At 70.3% G+C, this 5,058-nt stretch carries 5 protein-coding genes and 1 pseudogene; 1 reads left to right on the top strand and 5 read right to left on the bottom strand.

The window, feature by feature from the left end; genetic code table 11:
• The first annotated feature begins 290 nt into the window (after nt 1–290).
• Nucleotides 291–1,532, top strand: coding sequence for a PP2C family protein-serine/threonine phosphatase (locus tag ABT063_RS51600; protein WP_351069251.1), 1,242 nt, complete (start codon nt 291–293; stop codon nt 1,530–1,532).
• Nucleotides 1,533–1,598: 66 nt separating this feature from the next.
• On the opposite strand, the gene ABT063_RS51595 is transcribed toward ABT063_RS51600, so the two are convergent.
• From ABT063_RS51595 to ABT063_RS51575, 5 genes and pseudogenes are all read right to left on the bottom strand, one after another.
• Nucleotides 1,599–2,066 (bottom strand): hypothetical protein, encoded by a 468-nt coding sequence (locus ABT063_RS51595; protein ID WP_351069249.1) that lies wholly within the window; start codon nt 2,064–2,066, stop codon nt 1,599–1,601.
• A 220-nt stretch (nt 2,067–2,286) separates the two neighbouring features.
• A pseudogene (locus ABT063_RS51590) lies at nt 2,287–2,433 on the bottom strand (STAS domain-containing protein); the annotation flags it as partial.
• A 487-nt stretch (nt 2,434–2,920) separates the two neighbouring features.
• Nucleotides 2,921–3,190, bottom strand: coding sequence for a hypothetical protein (locus tag ABT063_RS51585; RefSeq protein WP_351069246.1), 270 nt, complete (start codon nt 3,188–3,190; stop codon nt 2,921–2,923).
• 5 nt (nt 3,191–3,195) lie between these two features.
• Nucleotides 3,196–3,786 carry a DUF5994 family protein gene (locus ABT063_RS51580; RefSeq protein WP_351069243.1) on the bottom strand — a complete coding sequence of 197 codons (591 nt, stop codon included), beginning with the start codon at nt 3,784–3,786 and terminating at the stop codon, nt 3,196–3,198.
• A 287-nt stretch (nt 3,787–4,073) separates the two neighbouring features.
• A complete protein-coding gene (locus ABT063_RS51575; RefSeq protein WP_351069240.1) occupies nt 4,074–4,907 on the bottom strand; it encodes a YhjD/YihY/BrkB family envelope integrity protein in 834 nt (277 codons plus the stop codon).
• Nucleotides 4,908–5,058 lie beyond the last annotated feature (151 nt).

Raw genomic sequence — 5,058 nt, 5'->3', positions numbered from 1 at the left:
CTGGTCCTCGTGACCGCACTGGGCCTCACCGCCGTGCGCTGGTCCCAGCGCTCCCGTCACCGCCCCATCCGATAACGCACGACGCCCTGTACTCCAGGCCGTGCCCGCAGCAGACGGGCGGCGACCCCACCAGCCGACCGCGTTGACATGCCGCAGTCGGCGTAATGGCCCCGTAGGGCCGATCTGCGGCGGCAGTCTGTACGAACTGTGCTCGACGGGGAGGGCTCACGGTGCCCCTCTCCGGATGCGCGCAAGTGGCCGCTCCGGGACGCTGGAAGGGGAGGTGGGTCATGGCGGAAGGTGACCGGCAGCCTCGTCGGAGCATGCCCGACCGGTCGGAAGGGTTCGGTGAGCGGCTGCTGGGCCTGCTGCTGGACCGGGCCCACGAGATGCCGCCGCAGCTGATCGCTCCCCTGGTCGCGGAGGAGGTGGCCAGGATCGGCGGCCGCGACGTGTCGATCCTGCTGCAGGACTACGGACAGGAACTGCTGGCGCCGCTGCCGGGCAGGGGATTGCTGGTCGGCGGGCCCGAGCCGATCGCTGACTCCCCCGCCGGCAGGGCTTTCCTCAAGGCGACCACCGTCGAGGTCCAGCAGGCGGACGACGTCCGGATGTACCTGCCCATGCTGGACGGCAGCGACCAGGTGGGGGTGCTGGCCGTCACCCTGGACACCGTCGACGACGACGACCGGCGCCTGCTGGGCAGGCTCGCCGGCCTGGTAGCCGACATGATCGTCACCAAGCACAGCTACACCGACCAGTTCTTCCAGGCCAGACGCCGGGAACCCATGAGCGTCGCGGCGGAGATGCAGTGGTCTCTGCTGCCGCCGCTGGTGATGGCGGTGCCGCAGGTCGCGGTCGCCGGAATCCTCGAACCCGCCTACAGCATCGCCGGTGACAGCTTCGACTACGCCCTCAACGACACGATCCTGCACGCCGCCGTGTTCGACGCGATGGGCCACGGCCTGGAGGCCGCCACGATGGCGACCGTCGCCGTCGGCGCCTACCGGCACGCCCGGCGCGCCCAGGTCGACCTGTCCGAGAAGTACGCCTTCATGGACCAGGCCATCGCCCAGCAGTTCGGGCCCGACCGCTTCGTCACGGCCCAGATGATGGATCTGGACACTCAGACGGGCCGCCTGCTGTGGGTGAACGCGGGCCACCCGGCTCCACTGCTGATCCGCGACCACCAGGTCGTTGGGCGGCTCGAGAGCCCGACCACCCTGCCGATCGGCTTCGGCGGCCAACGTCCTCAGATCAGCGAGCGCCAACTCCAGCGCGGTGATCGCGTGCTGTGCTACACGGACGGCGTCATCGAGGAGCGCGACCTCGCCGGGGAGACCTTCGGCGAGGACCGGCTCATCAACTGCATCAACAGCATGCAGCCGGTGCGAGAGGGACTACGGGGAGAGCTTCGCCGGCTCTCCCACACCCTCAAGGAAGAACGAGGCGGGCACACCAGCGACGACGCGACGCTCTTCCTGATCGAGTGGCGCGGCGGCACCGCCGACCACCTGACCGTCCCGGACTGAGTTTGTCGCCCGTGTATGGCTCAACGCCGCCCCAGCCGCCAGTGGCCGCCACGGGCTGGTGGCTTGTCACGCCTGCAGGCCATGTACGCGGTCGGCGCCGGCCTTCGGACCGACCGTCCGTTGTTCATCAGTCGGGCCGATGGGCACAGCCGGGGTCGACGGGCGGCGGATCGCCCCGATGTCCTGCCATCCCCACGACCGGAAGGCATCGAAGGCCGCGGAGTCGGCTTGGTCCACCAACGTGACCCCGAGCGAGGCATGGTGGTCGGCGAGCAGGCGTGGCTGGAGCCGGCGGGCGAGGTCCTGGTCCTGGTCCTGGTCCTTCGTATGAAGGTGCACCACGATCTCAGTGATCGCGAAAACGTACTCCTCGCCGGGCCGCGCCAGGGAGGACTCCACGTACGGATCGGCCAGGTCCTCCCGCGGCGTCTCGGCCTGCCAGCGGTTCAGGCGGCGAAGTCGTACCGCGTTCGCGGGGAGTGGTGTGCTTCCCTCGCTCCGCGGCGGCTGTTCCCGCCGGGGCGGGGGCGTCACAGCGCACCGCCCGCGGCAACGGGGACCCGAGACGACAGTGCACGAGCGGCGTTGATCGCGCGGAGCAGGAAGCCGGAGCCGGTGATCTCGATGACGCCGGCCATGATCTGGGGCGGACAGCGCAGTTGCAGGGTCGCTCCGGACTCGGTGGCAAGGACGGTGCCGTGAGGAATGCGCTGAGTCCGCTCGCGTCGCAGAAGGTGACCGCCGTGAGGTCGACGTCGACAGTGCGGATGCCGTCGTACAGGCACTCGGCCAGTGCGGCGCGCACCAGCGGGGCCGTGGCCAGGTCGATGTCTCCCGCGAGGGTGATCAGAGCACGGGTGTGGTGGTCGTGCCGGTAGACGTTCAGCTGTGGAAGGGCCATGGCTTCTCGGTTCGAACGACCCGTCGGAGAGCGCCGCGCGGCAGGGCCGGTCCGGCCCTGGTGGCGTGCCGCCGAGACGCCGGGTGCGCGCGGTGACCCGGGGGAACGGCCGGTCCGGCATACCCGTGGTGTGCCGCCGAGGTCCGGAATGCCCTGTGAGAAACGCAGTTCGTGCGCCGGACAGGCGGTTGGCCGAGAGAGGCCGCAGCCTGTCACATGCGGAGCGGCCCGGGTACCGGGGGTCCAGGGGCTCGGGCGCCCGTGGCTCCGGGCCATGCCATCGGTTCGGCCGGTTCGGTGACGGGCCGGGAGAGCCGGTACGACCCTGCCACGCCCAGACGACCCGGCGTCTTGCGGCCACCACGCCATCGAACGTTCCCCGTGCGCTCGGGTGTCGTCTCCATCCGCAGAACCGTGGTGCCGGGGAGCGCCGGCCGACTGCCGGTGTCAGCCAGACCTGACAGGGAGCAAGGGGGCTCACCCGGACTCATCCCACTCCCTTCCGGGTGCGGCGCCGGAGCCGGAGCCGCCCGCGTCCCCCGTCGCGGTGGTCACGGCGGTCACCGGTGCCACTCGCTACGGCCCGGCCGCGGGCCTTGCGCGGAGCCGACGGCCCCGGTCCCGGGACAGCCGACCCCGAGCGGCCGTAGTGGAAGGCGGCGACGCGGTCGCCGTGCTGCGAGTTGAGCAGGTGGATGAGGAGCACCCCGAGAGCGATCATCGCCAGGATCACGAGTGCGGTCACGAAGATCTCCATGGTCCTCACATCCCCTTGGGCTCATTCAGCATCGCAGCGGTGACCGCGGGGATCCGTGGACGTGCGGTCGGACAGCGGGCCTCATGCCCTCCTTCGGAGTCCCAGACCGCTTCCACGGCCCGGTCGGTCTCCGTCACCGTCCGCAGGCGCGCCGCCTCCTCCATCAATCGGCTCGCGGTCGACGTGCCCAGTGGGTCGCTCGCGGCGGCCATCAGCCACGCGGCCGAGTCGGGAGTCGCCTGCGGCGGGACCACCAGCAGGTTCCAGCGGCCCACGCGGTACGAGAGCAGCAACAGCTCGTGCGGGTCCTGCTCGGCCAGGAACCAGCCCACATTCACCACATGCCCGGCGACGGGCACCTTGCGCGGGACAGTGGGCCAGTGCAGGGGATTCACCGCGACCCGGGTCATCCGCCCCCACAGCGGATCGAGCACGGCCACCAGTGAGGGGAGTTCCGCCTCAAGATCACGGGAGCGGGGCCACCAGGCGCCGTCCAACAGAGCCGGTGCGGAACCGACGGGAGCCAGCGACAGGCGGAGAGACGGGGAGGAAGGCCGGTCTCCGAGTGTCGGCGGGTGGGAAATGGTCGCAGTCATGACGCGAACCCTGCCCCGGGCCGTTCACAACGGGCCCGGTGTCATCAAATCGCCGAAAACGACACAAGCACGGAGGCCGGTGCGCGAAATATCCTCGGTACCTTCAGCGTACTGCTCGGACAACCCGAACGGACCATGCTGCCGATGGAAGAACCGACCCCTGCGTCCCTCCCCGGAACCCTCGCCCCAAGTGGCGACAGACGTACGGCCATCGGCCGCTCGCCGGCGGCCCACGCGTCATGAGGGTGATCGCGGCCCAGGCGAACTGACCGACGGCAGGGCAGCTCTCATCTGCGCCGTTTCAATGCGTGTGCCATGTGTGGGAGTTCCTCGTAGAGCAGTCGGCCGACCAGCGCACCGCCGAAGACGACGACACCGACACCGACCAGCCAGGACTGGATGACCAGGACGATTCCGACGGGTCCGTAGGTGACGGCGTTGGATACGATCAACGGCGAGAAGACGAGCCTGGAGAAGACCCTCAGGCCGACCAGCCCGATCACCGTGGCCACTGCGCCGGGCAACAGGGCACGCCAGCGGATCCGCCCTCCGAGCAGCAGGCGCTGGGACCACCAGAGGAACAGCACGGCGCTCAGCGACGCGACGGCCCCACCGGCCAGGGGCTCGCGCCGCAGCGTGGTGGTGGCGGAGACGAAGAGGTATCCGGTGAGGATGCCGAGCCACACCACATGCCGCCACCTGGCCCACCAGCGGGCCGACGGCAGGTCCCAGACCTTCTCATAGCCGGTCTGCACCGCCGCTCCGAAGGTCAGGCCGAACACGGCAAGGGCGGCGATACCGAACGCGGTGGTGGTCCGCAGAGTCTGGCCGGGTCGGGCGAACAACTGCTCGACCTGCCGCCTGGAGGGCGTCGACGCGCCGAGCCCTTCCCCCAGCCACTGCGCGAATCCCCGCCCATGTCGGGGGTCGGCAGAGGAGACAATGATCAGCAGCGGCACCAACGTGAGCAACCCCAGTGCCGCGAAGCCCAGCGAACGCGACCACAGCTCGAGGTCCTGGCTCCGGCGCCATCCGCGCCCGACTGGTGAACGGCTGGTCACTCGGCGCAGCCGCCCGAACCAAGATGGACGGTCCGCGGCACCGGAAGGCTTCATCGGCATGCCTGTCGACTACCACGGTCGACACCCTCACCGCGTGAGGGCGCGACGCAGAGGTCCCCGGATAGCCTGGAAGGACACAGGGCTACCGGGCTCAGCGGGCTGCGACGGCCCGCAGGGGCGGCCCCTAGCGGCCCGGATCAACGGCTCAGGA

It is taken from the genome of Streptomyces sp. NPDC002838 (assembly GCF_040295365.1).
Lineage (GTDB): Bacteria > Actinomycetota > Actinomycetes > Streptomycetales > Streptomycetaceae > Streptomyces.
This window is presented reverse-complemented; position numbering and strand designations above follow the sequence as displayed.